5 protein-coding genes and 1 pseudogene are annotated in these 4416 nt (G+C 73.1%); 1 reads left to right on the forward strand and 5 read right to left on the reverse strand.

Annotated features, from left to right (window positions below):
• The 5 genes from H5J30_RS19080 to H5J30_RS19100 all read right to left on the reverse strand — a co-directional run.
• Window positions 1-1146 (reverse strand): SLC13 family permease (locus H5J30_RS19080; RefSeq protein WP_181788627.1); only part of this gene is annotated, 1146 nt, incomplete at its 3' end.
• A gap of 89 nt (window positions 1147-1235) precedes the next feature.
• On the reverse strand, window positions 1236-1928 hold the full coding sequence (locus H5J30_RS19085; protein ID WP_181788628.1) for a response regulator transcription factor: 693 nt from the start codon (window positions 1926-1928) through the stop codon (window positions 1236-1238).
• Complete coding sequence (locus tag H5J30_RS19090) at window positions 1928-3343, reverse strand: sensor histidine kinase (protein ID WP_181788629.1); 1416 nt, start codon at window positions 3341-3343, stop codon at window positions 1928-1930. Before H5J30_RS19090 ends, H5J30_RS19085 begins: the two co-directional genes overlap by 1 nt.
• A gap of 3 nt (window positions 3344-3346) precedes the next feature.
• Complete coding sequence (locus H5J30_RS19095; RefSeq protein ID WP_258563407.1) at window positions 3347-3673, reverse strand: hypothetical protein; 327 nt, start codon at window positions 3671-3673, stop codon at window positions 3347-3349.
• A gap of 87 nt (window positions 3674-3760) precedes the next feature.
• Window positions 3761-4042 carry an Lrp/AsnC family transcriptional regulator gene (locus tag H5J30_RS19100; RefSeq protein WP_018837650.1) on the reverse strand — a complete coding sequence of 94 codons (282 nt, stop codon included), beginning with the start codon at window positions 4040-4042 and terminating at the stop codon, window positions 3761-3763.
• A gap of 178 nt (window positions 4043-4220) precedes the next feature.
• Here H5J30_RS19100 and H5J30_RS19105 point away from each other — a divergent pair.
• Window positions 4221-4416: pseudogene (locus H5J30_RS19105) on the forward strand (NYN domain-containing protein); the annotation flags it as partial.

Consider the following 4416-nt stretch of genomic DNA (forward strand, 5'->3'; position numbering starts at 1 on the left):
GGAGCGCGCGGAGCGGGACTGCAGCACCAGATGCGCCGCGGTGCTCACGGCGACCACCCCGGCGAGGAACGCCCACGCCGGCACCGACGAGCCGCCCGGGAGCCCGGAGACCAGCCACGCGGCGGCCTTCGACTCCGACAGCGCGATGCCCATCGCCATCGTCGCCGCCATGAACAGCAGCAGCGACCACGGCACCGTCTTCAGCGCGTCCTTCAGCCGTACGGTCCCGATCGCCGGCGACGCCGCGACCACCGCGCCGATCAGCGCCACGACCGCCGGCGACACCCGGTGCAGCGGCTCGCTGCACCACAGCACCACCACCGTGCCGAGGAGCAGCGCGCAGCGCGCCTCGGCCTGCGACAGCGGCCCGGTGACCGGCTGCTCGGTGTGCTCCTGGATCTGCTCGGCGGTCAGGTGGACCGGGCCCTTGCGGTCCGCGCGCTTCGTCGTCGTCAGCAGCACCACCTCGGCGGCGAGATGGGCGGTGGCGATCGCCAGCGGCAGCCCGAGCAGCAGCCACTCGGTGAAGCCGATCTGCTCCCCGGTCGCCTCCCACAGCACCGACACCGTGATGAGGTGCGCCCCGGCGCCGATGAGGGTCGCCACCGCGGAGAGCAGGATGACGGTGGGGAAGAGCAGCGCCAGCATCACCACCAGCCGCCTCCGCTCGCCCAGCGCCTTGGCCAGCGCGAGGAACACCGGCAGCGCGAGCGCCGCGCGGCCGGAGGTGGCCGGCACGGCGAAGGCGGTGACGACCAGCGCCGCCGTCGTCAGGTGCACCAACTGCCGTACGGAGCGCGCCCCGGTGACCAGGAACGCCGCCGCCCGGCCCGCCAGGCCCGTACCCGCGACCGCGGCGGCGAGGACGAACGCGCAGATCAGCAGCCACACCGTCTCGTCGCCCAGGGTGCCGAACAGCGTCTCGCTGTCCAGCACCCCGGTGACGACGAGCGCGAGGCCCGCGCCCAGCGCGATGAACGTGTCGTCGATGGGCGTGCCGATCCAGGCGCAGGTGGCCAGGGCGAACACGGCGAGGGTCAGGCGCCCGTCGGTGGTCAGCCCCGGGGCGTTGCCCGGAACGGCCAGCAGGGCGCAGATGCTCAGGGCCACGCACAACGTCGCGGTCTGGCGCAGGGAGAGGCTCACAGAATGAGCCTCGGCGGCGGCGGTGAGCCCTTGATGAGCCGAAGATTAAGGAGATTTCACCTTTTACCCCGGCGTCACCCGAAAGAGTGTCAGTGCGACAGCTCCGGTTCATCCGGCCGGCGGGCCGGCAGCCGGTAGCCCATGCCGCGTACGGTCTCGACCCGCTCGGCGCCCATCTTCTTACGCAGCGCCCGTACGTAGACGTCCACGATGTTGGAGCCCGGGTCGAAGTCGTAGCCCCACACGTGGGAGAGGATCTGCTCGCGCGAGAGGACCTGCCCGGGGTGGCGCAGGAAGAGCTCCAGGAGCACGAACTCGCGGGCCGTCAGGTCCACCATGCGCCCGCCCGCCTGCGCCCGGCGCGTCCGCAGGTCGAGTGAGAGGTCGCCGCTGCGCAGCACCGTGACCTCCGGCGCCCGCGCGGCGGTACGCAGCCGCAGCCGGACCCGGGCGAGCAGCTCCTCGAAGCGGAACGGCTTGGTCATGTAGTCGTCGGCGCCGCCTTCGAGCCCGGCGACGGTGTCGGTGACCGACGCCCGCGCGGTGAGCACGATCACCGGCACCGTCGAGCGCGCCTCGCGCAGCTGGCGCAGCACGGTGAAGCCGTCCCGGCCCGGCAGCCCGATGTCGAGGACGACCAGGTCGAAGCCGCCGGTGAGGGCGAACTCGTACGCGGTGTCGCCGTCCGCGGCGACGGTGGTGGTGAAGCCGTTGGCGCGCAGCCCCTTCTCCACGAAGGAGGCGATGCGTTCCTCGTCCTCGGCGATGAGAATCCGGTTCATCACAGACCTTCCTGAAGGATCAGAGTGAAGGTGGCCCCGCCGCCTTCGGTGGGGCCGAGTCCGACGCGGCCGCGGTGGCCCTCGGCGATGGCCTTGACGATGGCCAGGCCCAGGCCCGCGCCGCCGCCGCGGGAGCCGCGGCGGGCGGTGCCGCGGCGGAAGCGTTCGAAGATGAGGTCGGCGTCCTGCGGCGGGATGCCGGGGCCGCTGTCGGCGACGTACAGCTCGACCCGGCCGTCGGCGGCCCGCGAGCCGATGCGGATGCGCCCGCCGGGCGCGGTGTGCTGCACCGCGTTCTGGGCGAGCTGCACCATGGCCTGGGTGACGCGCTGCGGGTCGAGGCGCATCTCGCCCTCGGCGACCTCGCTCAGCTCCCAGTCCCGCTCGCCCAGCGTCCTGGCCTTGACGAACACGTCGGCGGTCAGCTCGGCCAGCTGCACCGGCTCCGGGTCGACGAAGTCCGGCCGCTCGGCCTTGGCGAGCAGCAGCAGGTCCTCCACGATCCGGGTCATCCGGTCCAGCTCGTCGGTGACCAGCCGCAGCGTCTCCTCGCGCTCCGCCGGGTCCTCGCCCATCAGCTCCAGGTGCCCGCGCACGATGGTGATCGGCGTCCGCAGCTCGTGCCCGGCGTCGTCGACGAACTCCCGCTGGGCGGCGAACGCCCGCTCCAGCCGGTCCAGCATGGCGTTGAACGTCGCCGCAAGCGCCGCCGTCTCGTCCCGGTCGGCGCGTCCGCGCACCGGGATCCGCCGGGTCAGGTCCTGCTCCGTCAGCTGCGCGGCGGTCCGGCCCACCAGCCGTACGGGCGCGAGGATGCGGCCCGCCACCGCCCAGCCGATGGCGCTGACGACCACCAGCGCCATGGCCGAGATGATCAGCATGATGACGAACACGTCGCTCACCTGCTCGCGTTCACGCTCGGTGTGGATGGCGACGACGAACGCCGCCGCGTCCGGCTCGTCCTTCGCGCCGATGCCGACCTTGGCCCAGCGGACCTCGCCCGAGGCCCGGTCGAGGGAGCCCGTGCGGTGGTCGGACGCGAAGATCGCCCGGCGGCCCGCGGCGTCGTCCTCCAGCGGCCGGGACATCGTCAGGTCCCGGGGCTGGACGAGCTGCCGCGGCCCCCGGCCGGGCTGGCGCACCAGGCCGAGCAGCTCCTCGTCGGGGTCGGCGTACTGCCGCTCCAGGAAGACCGTCAGCAGCCGCGCCGGGTCGGCGAAGGGCCGGCCGGTCTCGGGGTCGACGCCCCGCTCGTAGAGGCTGGCGAACTCCCGCGTCTCCTGCGCCAGCAGCCGGTCGACCCGGTGCTCCAGGTCGCGCAGCAGGATGGAGCGCGTGGTGCCGGCGACGGCGGCGAGGGCAGCCGTCATCACCACCAGGAGCAGGAGGAGGATGCGGGCACGCGCGGAGATCATCGATCAGTCGTCGAACTCGTCGTCATCGTCGTTGCCGCCGCCGGTGTCGTCCCCGGTGTCGTCCCCGTCGTCGCCGGCGCCGGCCGACGGATCGGTGGTGGGCCCGTCGCGTACCGGCGGCGGCGAGACCTCTTCCCGGTCCTTGCCCGGCGAACTCCCGGGCGAGGGCGCGGTGGAGTCCGCGGGCGGGGAGGTGCCGCCCTCCATCTCCACCCGGGCGGGCGGAGTGGGGTCCTCCGGGTCGTCGGTCAGGGCGTAGCTGGTCGCGGCGACGCCCAGCGGGATCGCCACCACGGCGGTCAGTGCGGCCATGCGCTTCGAGAAAGCCATGCCTTCGAGGCTGCGGCCGGCGGATGCTGCGCAGCGTGAAGGGCGGATGAGAGATTCTTCATCTACGGCCCCGAGCGCGCACCGTGTCTACTCCTCCAGGCCGATCGCGAACGCGGCCTCCAGGTCGTGCTGCGAGTACGTGCGGAAGGAGATGTGCGTCTCCGTGGCCGCCACGCCCGGGACCTTGCTGATCCGGCCCGGGATCACGTCGGCCAGATCGTCGTGGCGCGCGACGCGGACGATGGCGATCAGGTCGTGCGCCCCCGTGACCGAGTACACCTCGCTGACCCCGTCGATCGCGGCGATCGACTCCGCGATCTCGGGAATGCGGTCCACGTCGGTATTGATCAGAACGATCGCAGTGATCATGTGTTCGCTCTCCCTCTCGGACCCGCGTGCGGCGCTCACTCTATCTGTCTGCCTAAGACCTCGCTCCAGGTCGTAGGGTGGGGGCACGGCCTGCGACGACGGTCGGTGCGCCGGGCCGGCGCCGGCGCCGGAAGGCCCGGCCGAAGCCGCGGGGATCGCTGCGGCGGAAGGGTGACCGGTGGTGGAGCCGAGAGAAGGCCCGGGCGCCTCCTCCGAGGAGGACGCGGCCGAGGTGCTCGACGGCCCGCTGCCCGAGGGTGTGCGCCGCCGGATCGTCACGCTCGCCGACGAGTCCTTCGGCGGGCTGACCGTCGCCGAGCTGCCCCCGCAGCTGCGGCAGTACGCCCGGTTCACCCCGTCCCGCCGCGTCAGGC

It is taken from the genome of Streptomyces phytophilus (assembly GCF_013870535.1).
GTDB classification, from domain to species: domain Bacteria; phylum Actinomycetota; class Actinomycetes; order Streptomycetales; family Streptomycetaceae; genus Streptomyces; species Streptomyces phytophilus.

Excerpts from the sequence above, each read along its gene's own strand:
- H5J30_RS19090 (WP_181788629.1), bottom strand. The coding sequence starts at position 3,343 with ATGATCTCCGCGCGTGCCCGCATCCTCCTCCTGCTCCTGGTGGTGATG.
- H5J30_RS19095 (WP_258563407.1), bottom strand. The coding sequence starts at position 3,673 with ATGGCTTTCTCGAAGCGCATGGCCGCACTGACCGCCGTGGTGGCGATC.
- H5J30_RS19100 (WP_018837650.1), bottom strand. The coding sequence starts at position 4,042 with ATGATCACTGCGATCGTTCTGATCAATACCGACGTGGACCGCATTCCC.
- H5J30_RS19085 (WP_181788628.1), bottom strand. The coding sequence starts at position 1,928 with ATGAACCGGATTCTCATCGCCGAGGACGAGGAACGCATCGCCTCCTTC.